This is a genomic window from Sinanaerobacter sp. ZZT-01, assembly GCF_035621135.1.
Classification (GTDB): domain Bacteria; phylum Bacillota; class Clostridia; order Peptostreptococcales; family Anaerovoracaceae; genus IOR16.
Window position 1 is genome coordinate 195,842 of record NZ_CP141728.1, and the last position, 20,207, is coordinate 216,048.

Consider the following 20,207-nt stretch of genomic DNA (forward strand, 5'->3'; position numbering starts at 1 on the left):
TTAATATTTTTTACTGATTATAAAAAGTTACAGTTCCCTGGCAAGTTCATATGCGTTCCAAATGGAATACATGATATTGTGCACTTTTTGGGAATCCCCGATGTTGTGAACTGGAATATCCACATCTTTTAATGCATTGTACAATGCATTATTTTCACGGTAACCGATAGCTGAAATAACTGTATCGGCCGGGAAAGAACATTCTCCCTGCGGCGTTTCCGCTGTTACTTTGCCTCCATCTATACTCTTCACAGTGCTGCTTGTATAGATATCTACCTTATGAAAAGCCAGCAAATCCACAAGCATATCATGATTCATATGAGGAAGGACTCCATGACCTCCCAGTATTTCCTTTGCCATTTCGATAACTGTGACTTTCTTTCCGTTCTGCGCCAGCCATAGAGCCGTTTCACATCCAACCAGTCCGCCGCCGATTACAACCACGCTTTCTCCAACCTCTGCTTTTCCGAGAAGCACTTCATCTGCAGTCGTTGCAAACGTCTCCGATCCAAACTTGCTCTGAATTGGTTTCGAACCAGTTGCCGTAATGATTTCATCCACTTTGTAATCCGATATATTTTCAGCTGTTACCTCACAGTTCATCTTAACTTCCACCTTGAGAAGTTCAAGTTGTTTTTGATACCATTTGACTAAAGCTCTGTCATAGCGTTTGAAGTGAGGAACACTTCCCGGAATCAAATTTCCTCCAAGGCTGCCACTCTTTTCGCAAAGGGTAACAATATGTCCCCTTTCAGCAAGAACTCTCGCTGCCTCCATTCCTGCTATGCCGCCTCCGATGACAAGAATATATTTTTTCTTATATGCCGGTGCAAATCCGTAAATTTTCTCTCTGCCGCAAGTTGGGTTTACGGCGCAGCTCACAGGTGCATTTGCGATTCTTCCCAGGCATCCCTCATGACATCCGAGACATGGTCGTATTTCATCTAACCTTCCGGTTCTCACTTTTTCCGGATAATACGGATCTGTCAAGAGCTGTCTGCCAAGCCCTATAATATCACAAGAATCCCCAAGTGCTTCCACTGCCATTTCAGGATTTTCCATTCTTCCTGCCAAAATAACTGGTACATCGACGTTCTGTTTTACAAGTCTGCCGAAATCTCTGTACATCCCATCTTCAAAATACATAGGCGGATGATTCCAATACCAAGAATCATACGTTCCCGCATCCACATTCAATGCATCATAGCCTGCTGCGACCAGAATTTTAGCGGCCTCGATGCCTTCTTCGATATCTTTTCCAGCCTCTTCATACTCTTCGCCCGGCAATCCGCCTCGTCGAATTCCTTTCATACAGCTTTTCAAACTATAGCGCAGGCTGACCGGAAAATCAGCTCCGCAAGCCGCCTTAATCCCTTTAACGATCTCAGTAGCAACTCTCAGCCGATTTTCAAGCGAACCGCCGTACTCATCTGTTCTGCGATTAAAAAGTGCTATAGCAAACTGATCCAAAAGGTATCCTTCATGAACCGCATGCACCTCTACACCGTCAAATCCTGCTTTTTTAGCCACCACTGCGGACATGACAAATTTTTGAATCAAGTTTTTTATTTCTTCAATTGTCATTTCTCTATGTTTGATGTTTGGATCAAATCGATTCTCATTCTCTGACGGAGCGATAAATTTGGTAGCAAATCCAGGCAATGCACTTCTTCCAAGTCCGCCCGTAAGCTGAAGAAAAATCCTTGTACCATACGCATGTATTCTTTCATTCATCTGATACGCTTCGTGAATAAATGCCAGCGGATTCTGCGTCGGACACGGTAGCCCCGGTTTTACCATACCTTCAATATTCAAGTCTACGCTGCAAATTCCAGTAATAATTAATCCGATTCCGCCCTTTGCCCGTTCTACATAATACTCTTGCAGCCTTTGGTTCATAGCACCCAGCGCATCCGCATATCCGACAGGCCCCATTGGAGCCATGGATAATTTATTTTTTATTTGTATTTTTCCAATAGATGCAGGCTCAAAAAGCTCTTTGTATTTTGTACTCATATCTTTTCTCCATTTCTTTTTATTCAAATAAGGTTACCGTGCCATCTTCTGTAACTTCCACGATCTGCCCTTCCTGAACTGACTCCAAAAATCGCTCACCCAAACCATCAACCGTAATAATCTTTGTATTTTCCCAGATATCTGCCAAGAGAACACCCGAAATCGCCAATGATTCGGCTGTTGCTGAAAACAGCATTGCTTTTGGATGAATACCCATAGCTGCTACGGTTTGAATCAGCATACCCGCTGTAGTAGAACCAATGACCTGTGGGATACATAGAATTGCTCCTGCCAAATCCCTCTGAAACAAATCCGGATTATTTTGATCCGTGCACAGTGTCTGTTTCCCATTAGATACCAATGCGCCCATATAGGACGAAAGTACATTGAACCCTTTTTTAGAAACCATCGCATTTCCTTTAACCTGCCCAGAAATGACTGCTCTTCCCTGAAATTTATCCATTCCTAAAACGCCCCCTTTACTACAAGATTTACAAGCTCTTGGTCGTCAACATATCGTGCAGTAGAATAAGTTCTCAGCTTGTTTGAATTTGTAATAATCGGTTTTTTCGCACAGAGTGGATTTGACATATACATCAGAGGACAAATATGGGATATCTTCACCCCTGTTTTCATTAGCCTCGTATAGTATTCTGTCTCTTTAAATTTTGCGATAACGTCTGGTGCACTGGTTATTATAGTGTTTACTGTAACTTTCTCCTGTCCGCTCTTCTCAAGTGCCTGTTCAAAAGTTTCTGTCCATTCTTTAAGCTGATTGAAGGATGCATGGGGACACCCGATAAATGCCCTGTCAGGTTTAGCATTCAAATCCTCCCAAAGAATCGGATAAGAATTTACCACTCTCTCTAACTCTGCATCATCGATGACATAAACGGATGCATTTTCTCTGATCAGTTCTTCTCCGTACTTTTTCGACTCCGGTGTCAGATTGTCAACATGATAAAGCCCCACCGCACCATTTGATGCAGTTGCGGCTCCCATATCCTTGAGATAGTCCTTTACTGCTGGAGTCAATTCGGTTCCGAGAAACTGCTCGAGTCCATTTACGTATGGTACCTTTTCTACGACCTTTCTTCCAATTGCACTCCCCAAAATCTGAGGGCGAGGGAGCTTAGAGGTTCTCAACTCTATGATCCAGTCAGCCTTTCTCCCTTCGTCAGTCAAAAAACCAAATTTTGGAGTCTTCCCGATAATTCCACTGAAAAATTCCATTACACCGGATGTCCTGTTTGTGCGAGCTCCCAATACGGAATTCGCATAAACCACCGCTGAAGATTCTGCCCATGCCAGGTTGTCTCCAAACTTTGGCGTATTACCCACCTCATCGAAATAGCATGCGCAGGTATAAGCATTTTCATTCTTCATTCCCAGCTTTGCCAGCATACTCTCATATTCCTTCTGAGTACCATATAACAGGTGATACATTTCCTGCTCCTGCTTCGTAGCTGGCACATTCTCATAGTCGATCGGCTGCGGGTCTGCCGTAAACGGCAATTCAGTCCTGATTCCGGCATCAATCATTTCTTTCATAATTCTTGACAAAGGCTTTAAGGCCGGCATTCCAAAAGAACATACGAGATGCACAGGTCCATCCAGAGACACAAGACATTCTGCATCATACATGTCACCATACCTTACAAGCGTCTCCATTGTCTTTTGCAGAATCTCTCCATGTTTGCCATTGAGAATATCCTGCTCTTCGTTTGTTAACCGCATAATTTCCCTCCTTTTCATTTATCATGTTTCCAACGATCCTTTTTAACCGAACGTTGTTATGTCAATGTTAGCACTTCGTTATTCTTTTGTCAATCAGCTTAAATTCGTTTACCTTGCTTTTCTTTTTAAAAAAGATTATGATTAGAAAAACTGTTACTTAGTGGGAGCGAAAATAATTTATGGCAAGAAAAAAAAGAGTCGAACAGGCTGCCCAGACAAAAAACAATATTATACGGGTTGCCTTGAATTTAATTCAAAAAAAGGGTTATCAAAACATGAGTGTTCGTCAGCTATGCCTGGAAGCTGGTATCTCTACCGGTGCATTTTATCATCACTTCCGTTCTAAAGAAGAGATGGTGAACAAAGGCTTCGCCTTATATGATGAGGCGTTGGACCTTCTACTTCAAAATTATGAATTTCACGATCCTGTAGAGGATATCAAATTCATATTACTTCACCAAACAAAATATGTTATAGAAGAGTCTGCTAACCTGACAAAAGAGCTGTATATTGCTCAGTTGTCAACCGATGTAAAATACTCCGTAAAACCGATAAGAAAATACTATCAAGTCATAGAAAAACTAGTAGGAAAAGCGATGCAAAGCGATATGATTCATACCAACATGACAGTACATGAGCTCACTTCCTTTCTGATACGAATCAACCGAGGCGTGATTTTTGACTGGTGCCTCAACGATTATTCCTACGATTTGATGAAACGGGCTGAGAAAGATTTGCTCTTCGTTTTTGACCAGCTGACAAATCCGTAATCTAATGTAACAAAGAATCTTCTTATTCCACTTAAGCCCTTCAAAACGAGAAGCAAAAGACAGAAGTTTTAAAGTTGCTGTAAAACAAGTACGGTGATTGCAGATAAGCAGCATAATAATTTGATAAGTTTACTAATTTACGTAAATTATATAAGAATTTCTTAGATACAAAAAGAGCCAAATTCAGAAGATTTTAACCTGCTGTTGGCTCTTTGTTTTATTATCTTGTTTCTGCTTTACATCAATAAACTGATATCGATTAAAGAATCCATACTATTTTTTTTGTAAGACAAAAGCTGTAAAATTTAAATATTTTCCGCCGCCTGCACCCATTGACTTGCGATCATTGACCGCAATCTCATTTTCCTGATTCAGCCAATCCTCCCAAACGTTTTCGTTGCTCTCCATTTCGTATATGGAAATAACCTCTGCATCCCGACTGCGATTCACTATTTCCGTCCAATAGGCAGTATCACGCAAATAGGCTAGCTGTTCCGGTGTCCATGAGAGAAGCAGCTCTTTTGGCAGGTTATCGTGACAATCCTTTTTCATGCCGGGAACGCAGCAATAAATGTACCCGCCACTCTTTACAAAAGGTAATAGTTTTTCATCTAAATAGTTCGGATCACGCCCCCAATAGTTATAAGAATCGGTACTGACTACCGCATCAAAAAATTCTTTTTCAAACGGCAGAGCAGTCGCATCGACCTTAACTGGCGTAATCTGTTCAAGGGTTAAGCCCATTTCAAAAAAGAATCTGCGGTTTTCGTGCGGCTCACTCCATAGGTCAGCAGCGTAAACAGTGAAGCCGTAATCTTTTACAAGCATAACGCTTGTAAGTCCTTGCCCGCACCCAAGATCACAGACGATACTTCCGGCAGGAATTTTATGATTCCGCAGCATTTCCTCTTGCAGTTTGAATGGGTTAGGTCCCATAATTTTAGCCAATAATTCAGGTTTGTTATACTTTTGGCTCTTAATGTATTCCATTTTGATTTCTCCTTACTTTCTTTTATTGTCTATACACGATTAAATGATACCGCACTCCTTTTATAAAAGCTCCCTACTTAACGATACAGAATTAAAAAAGCGACATGTACTCCTGCCATGCCGCTCCTTGTGTTATTTATCATATTTTATTGCAGCTAATATCTTATAGATACTCTTTGGCGACAAATAATATTTTTCTGCCAATTTTTCGACCGATGCACCGCATCTATATCCTTCAAAAATAGCTATATTGCGCTCATGAAGCAGTCGTCTGCTATTTTTCAGTTCTCCCCAGCCTTTTTTGTTTTCAGCTTTTCGGGGGATATAAAGATATTCGCCATCAACATGCTGTTGTATTGCCGCAATTAAATCGTCCGGTAATACGCAGCTTGCATTTTTATAGTCCATTGTGTGTCCTCCTATATATTAAAAAAGTAGGATTACGCAAGGACTATCTTCATATTTGTATTATGCGACAGTCCTTGCTGCACACAACACCGACTCTAATTCACCTTTACTTTTAAGGATAAGACAACGCTCCTTTCTAATTCATCTACTGTAATTATCTTTTGCAATCATTTATTGCCTTTTTACTGTCGAACAGTTTGTTACACTCTTCATTCTCAAGCCGGATAAGTGTTTCATTCAATGCAAGAGGGCGCTTCTTTCTCCTCTGCAAACATTGGTTCTATATATTCTTTAATCAGTTTGATCCGATCCTTAGCATCCGGCATAAAGAGAGACGCAATAGATACAATCATTTTTTTCTTTGTATTGACGTAAATTACATTCCCCCCATCTCCTAACGCTGCATAACTCTCTCTGTCAATCACCCACCAAAGATAGCCGTAAGCTAAATTGCCCCACGGAACACAGCGGCTATGCTCCTTTGTACTCTCATCGATCCACTCCGCCGATACAATCTGCCTTCCATTCCAGCTTCCTCCATTTAAGTACAACTGCCCTATCTTTGTCATATCCGAAGGTGTCAGAAAAAGTCCCCAGCTTGCGGTATTTATCCCTTGCGGATCAACAACCCATCCACTGGTGTTTTTATCATTCATAACGGCAATATGTTCTTCCTTACTACGCAGTGTCAGATTGTGTGAAACCTGAATACTCAGAGGCAAAAACAAGTTTTCCATAGCAAAGTCAAGCACTGACCGTCCTGTTGCCCTTACAAGGATTCCTGATAAAATATGACTTCCACCAATGGCGGAATAATTAAATTCTCCAATCGAACCATCTCCTCCTAATAAATCGAGTGCATCCTGAATTGGATTCGGACTTGTAAAGAATGTTTCGTATGGTTCCGTCTTATATTTATACGGCGCAGTCATGGTAAGGAGATTTTTAATGGTAATATTCTGTATTGTTTTTTCACCTGCTTTAACCGTGTAATCCGGAAAAAAATCCAATACTTTCTGATCTACACTTTTAATCGCTCCCCTATCTATGGCGATACCAATCAACACAGAAAAAACACTTTTTGTAACTGATGCAATGTGGATTGCCTGCTCTTCTGTATATCCATTAAAATAGTTTTCGTATAATTTTATGCCGTCTCTTTGTACAATCATACCTGCTATATTATTGTACTCGCTATTTAGCTTCTCTTCCAGTGGTTTCATTTTTTCTTGACCCATCAAATCAATTCCTCCTTTAAGTATAAAGGATATCCTTAAAACAAAGGATATAATGATTAAAAATTTTTTGCAAGATCAATTTTAAAATTAATTTTCTTTTACTGCGAAGCACGAATTGTAACACACTTGTTTTCTTTGTAAAGGCAAAATATAATAGTTCTTATGCAGAGGTATACACATAAGTGCATGGCGCTGCAAACTATAACTAAATATAAAACCAATAAAGCAAAGGATGGTAAAAATACATGAAGCGAATATTTTTAGTTGAGGACGATAAGGCAATTGCAAAAAACCTTGTGCTTTTGCTCCGTTCAGAGGGATTTACAGTCACTCATGCCTCTACACGAAGTGAAGCCCTTGCTGCACTTGCTGAAAATAAATTTGACTTGGCACTTGTTGACATTTCTTTACCTGACGGGAATGGATTTACAGTTTGCACAGAAATCAAAGAGGCGCAAGATATTCCTATTCTTTTTCTAACAGCTTTCAGTGATGAAGCGAGTGTTGTCACCGGCCTAAATATGGGCGCAGATGACTACATCATCAAGCCTTTTCGTCCGCGTGAACTGATTGCGCGAATCAAAACGGCTCTGCGCAAAAGCGGTCGTTCTCCATCCTCTTTTGAAATCGGCGCTCTTTCTGTCGATACGGCAAGTAGCATCGTAAAAAAAGAAGGTCGTGAAGTCTTTCTTTCTGCCCTAGAATACCGCTTGCTGCTGGTGTTTATAAACAATCCCAAAAGCATTATCACAAGAAGCAGGCTTCTCGATGAATTGTGGGACGCTGCGGGGGAATTTGTCAATGATAACACACTGACTGTATACATTAAGCGCCTAAGGGAGAAAATTGAAGTCAACCCTGCAAACCCGCAAATCATTCTGACCGTTCGTGGAACGGGTTACAGATTGGGGGACGATCATGCTTCGGAATAGAGAGTTTCGGCAATATGCCCTTTTATTCTCCTTAATTGCCGTTGCTGCTGCAACTCTGGGATTTACAATCAATACAGCAGCTGGGCTCCTTACCATTGCTTCTACCACTGCTTTTGGTACCGTTTTTTTTGCATTTACGAAAAACAGGTATGATAGCATTGCACATATTTCAGATCAAATCGATCTTGTACTTCATAACGCTGACCATCTGTATATAGGTGAATCGGATGAAGGCGAACTTTCCATTCTTCAGAGTGAGATAACAAAGATGACGCTGCGTATTCGGGAGCAAAACGATGCACTAAAGAAAGAAAAAGAACACCTTGCGGATTCAATGGCGGACATCGCTCACCAACTCCGTACCCCTCTCACATCCATAAACCTTATTTTATCATTATTGGAGAATACCCCTGATGAAAAGGAACGGGGCGTATTGATACGGGAAACAAAAGAATTATTTATACAGATGGATTGGCTGCTTACTTCCCTACTGAAACTATCCCGCTTAGATGCAGGCATTGTGTTTTTCCAAAATGAGCGGATCAATGTTCACCGATTGATAAATACAGCACTTCATCCGTTTTTGATTCCAATGGAACTGCATGAGATTGCTTTGCAAGTAGATGTACCAAAAGAAATACTGATTCAAGGTGATTACTGCTGGCTTTCAGAAGCCATTCAAAATATTTTCAAAAATTGCATTGAAAGTATAGGTGATAACGGAAAGATCGAGATTATTTGTGAAGATAACCCGCTCTTTACCGAAATTACTGTTCACGACAGCGGCACAGGCTTTGAAAAAGAAAGTTTACCCTTCTTGTTTGAGCGGTTCTATCGTGGAAAAAACGCGGGTGCCACAGGCTACGGGATTGGATTAGCTCTTTGCAAGACGATTATCACACGGCAAGGTGGAACGATCACCGCTAAAAATCACCCGCTGGGTGGCGCGATCTTCGCGATTCGTTTTCCAAAGTGACGAATCTCTCACTTAAAAGTCACCGAGATGTAAGTTGAAGGTTTTATCATATAAGTACTAATTGAAAAAACACCTTCAGTAAAAAGCTTTGTCCCTATGTAATCTGTACAAAACTTAAATGCATCGGAAAGGAGACTCATAAAATGGAGTTTTTAAAAATTGAAAATTTATGCAAAGTCTACGGTAAAGGGGAAAACCAAGTTACCGCACTTGATCATGTTTCGCTTGAAATCGAAAAAGGAGGTTTTACCGCCATCATCGGCTCTTCCGGGTCAGGCAAATCTACTCTCCTTCACAGCATTGGCGGCGTGGATGTACCGACAAGTGGCAAAATATATTTGGAAGGGCAGGATATATACGCAGAAAACAGTGAAAAACTCGCTATTTTTCGCAGACGGCAGGTTGGGCTGATTTATCAGTTTCACAATCTTATTCCTACCTTAAATGTAGAAGAGAACATTACCCTACCAATTCTGATGGATAAGCGGAAAGTCAATCAAGAGCGGCTAAATGACCTTTTGGATTTGCTCGGACTGCAAAAACGTAAAACACATTTGCCAAACCAGCTTTCAGGTGGTCAGCAACAGCGTGTTGCGATCGGACGTGCTTTGATGAATGCCCCAGCAGTCATGCTGGCAGATGAACCGACCGGAAGCTTAGACAGCCGTAATGGACAAGAAATCATCAAACTGCTGAAAGAAAGCAATCAAAAATATGGGCAGACCCTGATCCTTGTCACCCACGATGAAAACATCGCTTTGCAGGCAGACCGTATTATTACCATCGCAGATGGGCAAGTGGTGCGGGATGAGAGGCAGGTGGCACGATAATGAACATCTTTAATAAAGTCGCCCTGCAAGGCTTGAAAAAGAGCCGTACACGCACATTAGTAACGATTATTGGAGTAATTCTTTCCGCCGCCATGATTACGGCGGTCGCTACCTTTGCCGTTTCCCTGCAAAGCTATATGATTAACGGTGCCGCTGCCAAATATGGTGACTGGCATATTGAAATCCCGGATACAGATTCCTCCTTTGTACAGAAGCAGACAGAGGACAGTCGAGTAGCAAATGCCGTAACGCTGCAAAACATCGGATATGCCACATTGGAGGGCGGACAAAATCCTGATAAACCTTATCTTTTTATTTCCGGGTGGAATGAGGAAGCTTTGGACACGCTGCCCATCAAGCTGCTTTCCGGCAGACTGCCGGAGAACGGCGGCGAGGTCGTGATACCAGCTCATATTGCGGCAAACGGCGGTGTAAAAATTTCGGTGGGCGACACACTCACGCTCCCGGTCGGCAACCGCATAATCGGCGATCAGAGGCTCAGCCAGCACGATCCCTATCATGCCGGGGAAGAAACGCTTGTCTCAACAACAGAGAAAGTCTATACGGTTGTCGGCATCTGCCAGCGACCGGCAATCGAGGAGTACGCCGCGCCCGGATACACGTTAATCACAACAGAGAATACTGGTGCAGCGGATAGTCTGAGCGTATTTATTACGCTGAAAAACCCCTATCAGATTCATTCCTATGCGGACAGCCTTTCAGAGGGGTACAGTTACGTTTTGAACGATGATGTACTGCGTTTTATGGGGCTTTCCGGGGAAAAGCTGATTACCGTTCTCCTGTATTCCATCGGCGGCATTTTGATTGCCCTTGTGATGCTCGGCTCGGTGTTCCTGATTTATAATTCCTTTAACATCTCCTTAAATGAACGCACACACCAGTTTGGTATTCTCATGTCGGTGGGAGCCACAGAAAGGCAGCTACGCAATTCCGTGCTGTTTGAAGGGCTTTGCATCGGTGCAATTGGCATTCCCATCGGCATTTTGGCTGGGATACCAAGCATTCAATTTGTGCTTACACTTGTAGCAAAAAATTTTGCAAATGCTTTGTATGATAATGTACCGCTGACCTTGGTGGTGTCTGTTCCCGCTCTCGTTGCGGCGGCGGTGATCAGTATGATCACCATTCTGATTTCAGCCTATATTCCGTCAAAGAAGGCCGCCGGTATGCCCGTGATGGAGTGTATCCGCCAGACAAACGAGGTCAAGGTGGAAGCAGGAGCCGTAAGAACCTCAAGACTCGCAAAACGCCTTTACGGTTTAGAGGAAATGCTTGCGTTAAAAAATTTTAAGAGAAACAAGCGACGTTATCGTAGTATTATCCTATCGCTTACATTAAGTGTCGTTTTGTTCGTGTCCGCAAGTTCTTTCGGAACCTATCTGAATCAAATCGCAGAGAGCTCCTCGGTGGTGAGCGAAGACTATGACATCACTTTCGATACGCGAGACATTGAGGACAGCGAGCTATTCCAGCTTTATAATGAGATGAAAACCGTCACCGGCGTCACCAAAAGTTCTTATCAGGCACTTTCAACCTATTCCTGTGTGCTAGGTACAAATGATTTGTCCAGTCACTTTCTGGATGAGTACGGCAAGCTCATCGGTTATGATGGGTCAAGTGAAACGGTAGAAGTTCAGCTGGATATTCAGTTTGTGGAAGACAGCGTTTATCAGAACCTCCTCGGAAGCCTCGGCCTGTCCCCAGAGGAATACACCGGACAGGACGAAAAAATGGTCATAGCAGGAATATTGCCCGAGGGCTTCTACACACAGGAAGAGCCTATGGAATTTACGCTCTGCTCCAAGACTGGAGAGCAGACGAAAACAATCCGCGCATCTTTTGTACAGGACTACCCGGATCTGCTGCCTGCACAGCCGGGCGAGTCCCGCGGATATGCACTTATGGTGATAGCCCCCTATGAGGTAAAGCCACAGTTTGACACACTGTGCGCGGCGCTGAAGCCTACAAAGCTCGGCATGACCTTCCAGTCAGAAAATCCCGGTCAGTCCACCACCGCCATGCAGGCGATGCTTGACGGGGCCAGCATTACCGCTGACTATCATCTATACAATGTCCATGGGATACTGGAGGAAAACCGCAATATCGCGTTCATTGTCAATCTGTTCTCGGTTGTTTTTATCATAATGATTTCGCTGATCGCGGTTGCGAACGTCTTCAACTCGATTTCCACCAATATCAAGCTGCGCAGACGGGAATTTGCCATGCTCCGTTCTGTGGGCATGTCCGACCGGGATTTCAATAAAATGATGCGCTTTGAATGCACTCTTTATGGAGCGCGAACGATGCTTTGGGGGCTGCCCCTAGCGGGAATTCTTTCCTATCTGATTTATAAGGGCATGATCATCGGCGGCGGAAATGTTGGTTTTGTGTTCCCGTGGGGCAGTATGGCAATTAGCGTGTTTGGTGTGCTCGTTATTGTATTCATTACGATGCTGTACGCTACAAACAAAATCAAAAAAGAAAATATTATCGATGCACTTCGGGATGATATGGCTTGATTCAAAGCTGATATTGAACTGATCGGGCAATCATTTCTTCGATATCTTGAATAGTAAGCGATAATTTGATAGTCTTATCCTGAACGGATTATTTTTAACTAATAAGTAGAAATTTAAATAAAAGCAGATAAAAATGTATACTAGGAGGTGAATCATGAAACTATTTTTAAGAATGCATCCAAAGAATCGTTTAGCCTCTGTGCGACCATAAAATAAATTGTACAGAGGTGTAAATGAAAATGAGCAAATTAAACAAACCAGTTATCACAAAAGAAACCATTAAAGCAATGGAAGATATGTCTTTTTTTACCCATGCTCTCATCTTTGATGACCTGTTAATCATTGCACAAAGAGAAACAAGTTGTTATGTCTTAAAGACCGATGAAGGATTAATCGTAATCGATGCGATCTGGCCAGCAAGAAATGTTTTTAATGCGATCGTAACTGCAATTGATGATGTAGGCTGGAATCCCGCTACAATAAAGAAGTTACTCTTGACACATGGTCATGTCGACCATACTGGCTGCGGAAAGTATTTTGTAGAGACCTATCACGCAGAAACATATCTCTCAGAAGTGGACGATATGTTTTGGGAAACGCATCCAACAAAACCTGAACGCCCAGAAACATGGAAAGATTACCAGATTGATGTTTATATACAAGACGGGGATACGATAACGCTAGGAGATAAGACAATCTATGTTTACGGTACGCCCGGCCATACTCCCGGATGTTTAAGCTATCTATTCCCAGTAAAAGAAGATGGTGTCATTCATATGGCGGCGCTATGGGGGGGTACGACTCCACCACGGGATAAAAATGGCGTAAAACAATATCTAAACTCATTAGCGTATTTTGTAAGAGAAGCAAATAGCAAGAAAGTAGATGTGGCGTTAAGCAATCATACCGCCTTTGATAATGGTTTAGAACGGATTTTGTATTCACAAAAAAGAATGGCCTATATGCCTAATGTTTATATTATAGGGCAAGAAGGCTTTCAAAAATATTGTACGGTATTTCAAACCTTGAGTTTTGACATGCTGGATAAATTATGAATAACAAATAAATCATTTTACAAAAATAAGTTTTTTAAAAGCAGAGGGTATTTTTCAATCCCCTCTGCTTAATTTCGTGCAGTCTATACAATTCTCACAATCATCCTCTTCAAGTTCTGCTTTTCTTTTTATTAAAATCTTTTTCTCAGAAAGAAGCAGCCCTATTAATGTAAGAGCAATTCCGAATATAGCAATCCCTGTAACTTTTTCGTGCAGCACAAGGATGGATGTGACAACAGTAATCACAGGAACCATATAAATATATACGCTCGTTTTAACTGCGCCCAGTATTTTTACCGAAGAGTTCCAGCTCACAAAGCAAATTGCAGATGCGCCCAAGCCTAAAAATAGTATATTGAATAAATTGACTGGCTTTATAAGTACTGTCATTCTTGGATGAAATCCAAATATAAAAAGTGCGGGTATCATAAACAGCAGTCCATATAAAAAAATTCTGCGTGTTGTTTGCACCATATTATAATGGAATTCGCTTATTTTCCTTGTTAGAACAGAATAAGTCGCCCACACAACCGCTGCCAAGACAGCCAATATATCACCTAACGGATTTAATTTTAAAGTCTCATATCCATTAAAACTAATTAAAAAAATTCCAAATAGAGCGACGACGAATCCAACAAAAAACTGAGGTTTCAGCTTTTCCCCATCTAAAAAAAAATGTGCTAAAATAGCTGTAAAAAATGGAGCAATTGAAATAATAATGCCTACATTGGAAGCAAACGTATAAGTCAAAGCAATGTTCTCTAATAAATAGTAAAGCATAACACCGCAAAACCCTGCTGCTGCAAAATACAACTCCTGATTTCTACTCTCTGTTTTGAGCCTATGTGGGTATACAAGATATAGAGCTAAAATTCCTATCATAAATCTTAAAAACAATATTTCAATTGGAGAGATCGACTTCAACAATATTTTAGTGGATATGAAAGTCGTCCCCCAAATTAAAATAGTAATAACTGCCAATACATGTCCGGTAACTTCTCTTTTTCTGTCCATGAATATCCTTTCTGCGACTCGTAATCATCTAATGTAATTTCCCTAACAGTAAACAACAGTACAACAAAACTTATAGAGATGGTTCATACTATTTGATATTTAGTGTACCATAGCGCTCAGTTTCATTCTTGTACGATATTGCTCTTTCCATACATCGCGAATCATCAACGGTTATCCTTTTGCTGGTCTTGATCCAAATTAAGTGTTCTCTCGATATCATTCTCAATCTGCATAATAAAAACATCAGTTGAAAAAATTTTTTCCTACTGATGTTTTTATATCACTTAAATATTTTAATCTATAAAAACTTTTCTATGAAATATACAGTATCCGCATCGTTCCTAACCGCTTCGAAAGCTTTTCCCGCAAAAAGGACTCAGCTTCATCACGGATATCGTTTCGGTAGCAGTATTTCCCACGTCCACGTCCGGTCATAATCTTACGGTCAAAAAGTTGTACAGCATTTGGGAAAGCGTCTGTATTAATGGCATTTTGCACAAAGCTGTATGTCATCAATATCATTTCTATAAAACCATTTTTCATCACTTTATCACTCAGCTCATCTGCCAAGCGATCGATCAGTTCACTATATAGGTTCTTCCAATTGGGAAGAAGAATTACCGGAGCAATCAGCAAGCCCACCGGATATCCCGCTTCTGCCATATCATTCAATGCACGAATTCTTGCAGATAATGGGGAGGTTCCCAATTCTACGCGTTTTATGATTTCCTCCGGGTTCACGCTCATACGAAATATCGTCTTCGCACGGTGTTCAAGTTTAAGCAATGGGGTGACCATATCAAACTTCGTGGGAAACGTTAGCTTTCCACGTCCTTCACGACCAAAACGCTCAATTGTATAAACCAAGTTATCCGTTATTGTGTTTTCCAGAATCAAATCACTGTTACTGCCAATCTCAAAAGTTTGCGGTGTCTCAGCTGCAGCATCCTTTTTAAGTAGCCTGTCCAGCATTTGCTCCCGATTTACAAATAGGCGCAAATAAGCACATTTATTGTAATTACATACAAGATAGCAATATAGACACATTGCCTTGCACCCCGAAGATGTGTAGGGTACCAACCAGTCGGAAACTTTATGATTTGCCACATACCGGTGTGTCTTTCTGATCCCGATAATCAAATGATTTTTTAATTTCGGAAAATCCCGGTTATCTGCTGATGTCATTTCCGGTATGCGATTGTGATTTTCGATCTCTATCCAAGGCAGACTTGTATATTTATGCTGCAGCATCTCTCCCAGCGGATAATCAAGCACGCCCGCCTCATAATACACCGCATCAAAACCCATGTTCACTCTGACCACCTCCTAACGATTATAGTTTACCGAAAGCAGTAAAAAATACTTTGCTTTTTTACTCTTCAAAAAAATTTTATTTGGCTGGTTTTTATTTATAAACTGGCTGGATACATTGATACACTTTTCTTATATACTCATCTCGAATCAATTAAATATTTTTTTATCATAATATTTAATTGGAAGGTAGGGAATTTGTATGAAATTTTATATTGTCGATGTATTTGCGGAAGAAAAGTATCAAGGAAATCAGCTGGCAGTCATCGTGCCCGACCGAAAACTTTCAACTGCTGAAATGCAACAAATTGCAAAAGAAATTAATTTTTCAGAAACAAGCTTCATCGTATCCGGCAAACAAAATAACGGTGGCTATGATGTCAGAATTTTTACCCCTGATGTGGAGGTTCCTTTTGCGGGTCATCCATCACTGGGAACATCCTATGTCATTAATAAAATAATAGATAGGCATGATAATACTAAAATTATTTTAAATCTTAAAGTAGGTCAAATACCCTTGTCAATAAACGGTGATCGACTTACAATGAATCAAAATAAGCCGGAATTTGGAATGATAATAAAAAAATCCGCTGTTGCTGATGTCCTTAATATAAAACAGGAAGACATTCGTATTGACTATCCAGTCCAGTTGGTCTCAACAGGACTGCCTTGCGTTATTGTACCTTTAAAATCACTCGATGCTGTAAAAAGGTGTTCGATCAATCATGACAAGTTTAAAGACTTTATTGAGGCTTATTATAAATGTAATTTGCTCGTTTTTTCAGAAGAGGGAGAAAATGAAATTCGCGTACGTGTATTCATGGACGACCCCGGATTTTTGGAAGACCCTGCAACAGGTAGTGCAAATGGGAATTTAGCAGGTTATCTTCTAGAATATAATTTTTTTAATAAAAATACTATCAATATTATTGCAAATCAAGGTCATGAGATAAATCGCCCTTCTCGAATTAATATTATGGCCGAAAAGACAAATGAAACCTTTCATATTCAAGTTGGCGGAAAGGTACACTTGGTTGCAAAAGGAGAATGGCTATAGCGAGCAAACAAAGCAAAAGGACAAGTCCATGTATGGAATTGTCCTTTTCCCGGTTATTCACCTTCTATTTACAAGAATACTTTGGGATTTATATGGCCGATCGGTCAATGGTCTATAAGAACCATTTCTCGCAATCCCTTGCCATTTCTCGCAATGTTTCTACAAATTTTCCAACGTGCCAGCCATCACAAACCGCATGATGGCATTGGATGGCAAGGGGCATCATTGTCTTGTCCTTTTCTTTTTTATATTTTCCAATAGTGAAAATCGGTAAAAGATAGCTGCCATCTGAAAAAACATTAATATTAAACGCTGTAAAATCCAGCCACGGAACACTGGAAATATTAAAAGTATTGGGTGGAATATACTCCTGCGGAAAAAGTTCCCCGCTCGCATACTGTACTGTATCCTGCAGATATGCACGATAGAATGTATTGAAGCATTTATCATACCTTGTCCATACAGCTGAAAAAGTTTCTGCATTCGGGTTCAAAACAGTATATATCGGATCGATGGCTTCCCAATACCCCAAACGATCCTCATCGTTGGTTGTCATTCGAAACTCCGGAAATTGATTTACTACGGTTGAAAGCATATAGATTTGCGCAGGATAGGCTTTCATTTCTCGTTCTTTTAGACGAATCAGCAGCTTGGAAATATCAATATCTACCGTTACGCTATAGGAGCATCGAACCTTGTTTTTATAATGCTCATAATGATCTTTTCTTGCCCATTGCTCCATTTGTATTTCAATAAAATTCATAGTATCAGCCTCCCTAAAATATAGAATTATCAATTTTAGGAGGCATTATTCTCCGTTTTCACCATGTTCATTCTCCTTTACAATCATAACTAAATGATATAAAACAGTTGATTGCCGTTCATTTTTTCATATTCTACATTCATAAACCAGATCAACTATTCCGTTATAACTTTGAGTGGATATAAGTTGGAGTTTTAATTCCTTTTGGTGTGCATCAAACAGGCGTATACCTTCGCCTAAGATAGTTGGTATAACGGATATGTGGTATCTATCAATTAAATCAAGATTAATCAGTTGATTGGCAATAGTTGCACCACCGCAAATCCAAACATCTTTTCCATTTTCACTTTTTAATTCGGCAATTAAGTCAGCAAGACTTTTATCAGTGAAGATAACTTCTTCGGTAGAGTTATTTTTATTGTGAGTCAGCACATAGCTTTTCAGTCCAGTATAAGCCCACGCATCCGGCGAAAGTTCAGTGACAATTTGCTGGTAAGTTTTGTACCCCAAAATCACGGTATCAATCGTTTCAATAAAAGTTGAATAACTCCCTATATTTTCGGGGTCAGAATTATCACCGCCAAGCCAGCCAACTCCCCCTAATTTATCAGCAATGTATCCGTCTAAACTCATTGCAATATATAAAATAATGTTTCTCATGCTTCCTCCTACTAAATCCCATATGCCCATAGAATCCCTTTGCTTGTGGGTTTTGTTCGTTCACCCCCAGCTTTAAAGCCTGCTCGAGCATAAAAATCACCCCTCCCAATCGTCGCCTACAGACATTAAATATTTCTTGACGCCCAACCAGAGGAGTCCCACCTTTAAATCTTTAACTGGTATCTGCGTGTTCTTCGGGAGCTGCTCTGCAATATGCTGCAAGCAGTATCCCTCTTGAATAACAATAAATCTGAAAATTCCCGGTTGTAAGGCTTTGCTCGGACAGCTGTAAATACAGTTCAAACAGAAATGACATTTACGACCAAAAGTCGGTCTTCCATCCAGCATGATGATATTTCCGGAGGGGCAGTGCTCTGCACACCAGCCACATCGTGTGCAGTGTTCCGTCACCTTTATCTGCTTACCCCAGTAGTGTCCGCCTAAAGTTTCCAGCCTTCCTATCAGAGAAAATATCCTGTCAATCCATAACGGATGCGTTTTTTTTCTGACATCTGACAAAAGATCATCTGTGATCTTCCGAACCATTTTAGGTAATGCTTGTATCAATAAGTACGGTAATGGATTTGGAGGAAGTATAATCCAATTGGAAGGCATAACGATCATTTTATCATATATCACACGGTAGCCTTTTTGGGTAAGCCTTTTGATACTGCTGACTCGGCAGGCTGTATTTGGACAGATATCACCTCCTCCGGAAACAGAGATTACCGCTGCACAGGCTTTCTCTACCGCCTCCAAAGCATCGATCCACTTATAAACTGCATTCGGTGCGTTAAAAGCATGGACCGGAAACAGCAAAAGAAGCAAATCATGTTCCTCTTGATTCCGATTCATTCCTTCGGTAATCTGTTCAATCGTGCAGATACAGCCCTTGGATTCCAAATCTTTTTGAAACTGTTTGGAAGCCATTTCCGTACCTCCTGTGCCGGAATAGTAAGCGATCTTTATTTTCGAATAGGCATTTATCATACCTTCCCTCCTCTTAAATAAGATGTACAATCGCCCTTCTATCAATCATTTTTTCTATTCTTTGGCTGCCGTAACAACAACAGCCAGTCTTCATCCGTTTGGAAGTTCTTCAAATTGTGGTACTTTCTCTAAGTCATGATCCCAACTTGCTCTATTTGTACAGTAGATGTGTCCCTGCGGCTTGATGTGTATATCACTATCCATACATCCTGCCGGAACAACCAGCAGTTTCCCATTGAACTGAATATTTGGCAGCGCAGATCCGCAATTAGAGCAAAAGCTTTTTATGTGACCTTCTGAATGATAATTAAATATTTTAGCTTTCTCTTCACCGGACAGCCATCTTAACTTAGCCGTAGAAGAAAACAGATTCGCCGCATGGGCGGAACCTGTGTCCTTACGACATCGCTCGCAATGACAAAGAAAGAAATGTTCAAACTCTCCTTCAATTTCAAAAGTAACTTCACCGCAAAGACAAGATCCTTTATATTTCATCATCAAATCTCCTTTTCAATCATCCAATTTTTAAATCAAGCTTAAAGCAATCGATTTTCTCATGTTTGATCCGCACCCATGACCTATCCAAAAAGACAGTAACTTTTAGCTTTCATATATGAAACAGCGAAATCTTAGATGGTCATAATACTATTCATTAATCGTAAAGATACCTATAATTTTATTGCAAGTATCACAAAAATACGTATCTTTAAATTTTTCTACACCCATCAAGCTTATATCCATAGCATTTATGTCTTTTCCATCACTCCTGTCCCAGGCTTTTAAGCCTTTTTTATCAAACTCATTTTGCGGGTACCATTTAAATTCCCCGCTGATACGTTTTCCGCTAAGAATGATTCCACCTTTTGTCATTTCTTTTCCACAAATCGGACAAACCATATTTCACCTCACATTTTTTTGCA

General features: G+C 40.7%; 20 protein-coding genes. 7 read left to right on the forward strand and 13 right to left on the reverse strand.

Translation table 11 applies throughout. From position 1 onward, the window contains the following. Positions 1 to 27 precede the first annotated feature (27 nt). Genes U5921_RS00975 through U5921_RS00985 form a run of 3 tightly spaced genes read right to left on the reverse strand, consistent with a single transcriptional unit; the run spans position 28 to position 3,753 of the window. Entirely contained in the window at positions 28 to 2,016 is a 1,989-nt protein-coding gene (locus U5921_RS00975; RefSeq protein WP_324824673.1) for an FAD-dependent oxidoreductase, read from the reverse strand. Positions 2,017 to 2,035: 19 nt separating this feature from the next. Beyond that, positions 2,036 to 2,479: an aconitase X swivel domain-containing protein gene (locus U5921_RS00980; protein WP_324824674.1), complete on the reverse strand. Its 444-nt coding sequence runs from the start codon at positions 2,477 to 2,479 to the stop codon at positions 2,036 to 2,038. Between the two features lie 2 nt (positions 2,480 to 2,481). Then, the gene (locus tag U5921_RS00985) at positions 2,482 to 3,753 is read right to left on the reverse strand and encodes an aconitase X (protein ID WP_324824675.1); all 1,272 of its coding nucleotides are present in this window, start codon (positions 3,751 to 3,753) and stop codon (positions 2,482 to 2,484) included. 179 nt (positions 3,754 to 3,932) lie between these two features. On the opposite strand from U5921_RS00985, the gene U5921_RS00990 reads away from it, so the two are divergent. Then, positions 3,933 to 4,523 (forward strand): TetR/AcrR family transcriptional regulator, encoded by a 591-nt coding sequence (locus U5921_RS00990; RefSeq protein ID WP_324824676.1) that lies wholly within the window; start codon positions 3,933 to 3,935, stop codon positions 4,521 to 4,523. A gap of 273 nt (positions 4,524 to 4,796) precedes the next feature. Here U5921_RS00990 and U5921_RS00995 read toward each other — a convergent pair whose 3' ends face one another. The 3 genes from U5921_RS00995 to U5921_RS01005 form a co-directional block, all read right to left on the reverse strand. Next, positions 4,797 to 5,513 (reverse strand): class I SAM-dependent methyltransferase, encoded by a 717-nt coding sequence (locus U5921_RS00995; RefSeq protein WP_324824677.1) that lies wholly within the window; start codon positions 5,511 to 5,513, stop codon positions 4,797 to 4,799. Between the two features lie 132 nt (positions 5,514 to 5,645). Then, complete coding sequence (locus U5921_RS01000) at positions 5,646 to 5,921, reverse strand: CD3324 family protein (protein WP_324824678.1); 276 nt, start codon at positions 5,919 to 5,921, stop codon at positions 5,646 to 5,648. A gap of 233 nt (positions 5,922 to 6,154) precedes the next feature. Beyond that, positions 6,155 to 7,159 carry a serine hydrolase gene (locus U5921_RS01005; protein WP_324824679.1) on the reverse strand — a complete coding sequence of 335 codons (1,005 nt, stop codon included), beginning with the start codon at positions 7,157 to 7,159 and terminating at the stop codon, positions 6,155 to 6,157. Between the two features lie 245 nt (positions 7,160 to 7,404). Between U5921_RS01005 and U5921_RS01010 the strand changes: the two genes are divergently transcribed. The 5 genes from U5921_RS01010 (at position 7,405) to U5921_RS01030 (ending at position 13,492) form a co-directional block, all read left to right on the forward strand. Then, positions 7,405 to 8,091 (forward strand): response regulator transcription factor, encoded by a 687-nt coding sequence (locus tag U5921_RS01010; protein WP_324824680.1) that lies wholly within the window; start codon positions 7,405 to 7,407, stop codon positions 8,089 to 8,091. Beyond that, positions 8,078 to 9,067, forward strand: coding sequence for a HAMP domain-containing sensor histidine kinase (locus U5921_RS01015; RefSeq protein WP_324824681.1), 990 nt, complete (start codon positions 8,078 to 8,080; stop codon positions 9,065 to 9,067). The genes U5921_RS01010 and U5921_RS01015 overlap by 14 nt, the downstream gene beginning before the upstream one ends. Positions 9,068 to 9,210: 143 nt before the next feature. Next, complete coding sequence (locus tag U5921_RS01020) at positions 9,211 to 9,897, forward strand: ABC transporter ATP-binding protein (RefSeq protein ID WP_324824682.1); 687 nt, start codon at positions 9,211 to 9,213, stop codon at positions 9,895 to 9,897. After that, positions 9,897 to 12,437: an ABC transporter permease gene (locus U5921_RS01025; RefSeq protein WP_324824683.1), complete on the forward strand. Its 2,541-nt coding sequence runs from the start codon at positions 9,897 to 9,899 to the stop codon at positions 12,435 to 12,437. The genes U5921_RS01020 and U5921_RS01025 overlap by 1 nt, the downstream gene beginning before the upstream one ends. Positions 12,438 to 12,676: 239 nt before the next feature. After that, a complete protein-coding gene (locus tag U5921_RS01030) occupies positions 12,677 to 13,492 on the forward strand; it encodes an MBL fold metallo-hydrolase (RefSeq protein ID WP_324824684.1) in 816 nt (271 codons plus the stop codon). Positions 13,493 to 13,546: 54 nt separating this feature from the next. Here U5921_RS01030 and U5921_RS01035 read toward each other — a convergent pair whose 3' ends face one another. Continuing rightward, positions 13,547 to 14,506: a DMT family transporter gene (locus U5921_RS01035; protein WP_324824685.1), complete on the reverse strand. Its 960-nt coding sequence runs from the start codon at positions 14,504 to 14,506 to the stop codon at positions 13,547 to 13,549. Between the two features lie 312 nt (positions 14,507 to 14,818). Continuing rightward, positions 14,819 to 15,814 carry an SPL family radical SAM protein gene (locus U5921_RS01040; protein ID WP_324826023.1) on the reverse strand — a complete coding sequence of 332 codons (996 nt, stop codon included), beginning with the start codon at positions 15,812 to 15,814 and terminating at the stop codon, positions 14,819 to 14,821. A gap of 205 nt (positions 15,815 to 16,019) precedes the next feature. Here U5921_RS01040 and U5921_RS01045 point away from each other — a divergent pair, with 205 nt between their 5' ends. Next, positions 16,020 to 16,874, forward strand: a complete 855-nt coding sequence (locus U5921_RS01045) for a PhzF family phenazine biosynthesis protein (RefSeq protein WP_324824686.1) — start codon at positions 16,020 to 16,022, stop codon at positions 16,872 to 16,874. Between the two features lie 112 nt (positions 16,875 to 16,986). Here U5921_RS01045 and catA read toward each other — a convergent pair whose 3' ends face one another. The 5 genes from catA to U5921_RS01070 form a co-directional block, all read right to left on the reverse strand. Then, the gene (catA, locus tag U5921_RS01050) at positions 16,987 to 17,637 is read right to left on the reverse strand and encodes a type A chloramphenicol O-acetyltransferase (RefSeq protein WP_324824687.1); all 651 of its coding nucleotides are present in this window, start codon (positions 17,635 to 17,637) and stop codon (positions 16,987 to 16,989) included. 126 nt (positions 17,638 to 17,763) lie between these two features. Beyond that, positions 17,764 to 18,297: a dihydrofolate reductase family protein gene (locus U5921_RS01055; protein ID WP_324824688.1), complete on the reverse strand. Its 534-nt coding sequence runs from the start codon at positions 18,295 to 18,297 to the stop codon at positions 17,764 to 17,766. A 96-nt stretch (positions 18,298 to 18,393) separates the two neighbouring features. Continuing rightward, entirely contained in the window at positions 18,394 to 19,287 is an 894-nt protein-coding gene (locus tag U5921_RS01060) for an EFR1 family ferrodoxin (protein ID WP_324824689.1), read from the reverse strand. Positions 19,288 to 19,377: 90 nt separating this feature from the next. Next, entirely contained in the window at positions 19,378 to 19,785 is a 408-nt protein-coding gene (locus U5921_RS01065) for a GFA family protein (protein ID WP_324824690.1), read from the reverse strand. A 147-nt stretch (positions 19,786 to 19,932) separates the two neighbouring features. Continuing rightward, positions 19,933 to 20,184, reverse strand: a complete 252-nt coding sequence (locus U5921_RS01070; protein ID WP_324824691.1) for a PF20097 family protein — start codon at positions 20,182 to 20,184, stop codon at positions 19,933 to 19,935. Between the last annotated feature and the right edge of the window lie 23 nt (positions 20,185 to 20,207).